General features: G+C 62.9%; 1 pseudogene. It reads right to left on the bottom strand.

Annotated features, from left to right (window positions below):
- Positions 1–79 precede the first annotated feature (79 nt).
- A pseudogene (locus BST12_RS34125) lies at positions 80–232 on the bottom strand (hypothetical protein); the annotation flags it as partial.

Below are 232 nucleotides of genomic sequence, written 5' to 3' on the forward strand. Positions count from 1 at the left end.
GCTGCGTTGTAGGGATGCTGCTGGTGCACGGGACAACCTTTCTGCAAAGCCCCGGGGGTCGTCGCTCAAGACCGGCGCGTCAAAAACCTATCGTCGCAGGCATGTCGCTCACCAGCACCGGAAGCGATATCGCTCCGGTGCCGCCAGTCACCACCAGCACCCAACGGCCGTTAACCGGCAGGCGCAGTTGGATTTCGAAGAATGCGAATCCGGGGAACTCGGCAACGGCCGC

This window comes from Mycobacterium angelicum (assembly GCF_002086155.1).
Lineage (GTDB): Bacteria > Actinomycetota > Actinomycetes > Mycobacteriales > Mycobacteriaceae > Mycobacterium > Mycobacterium angelicum.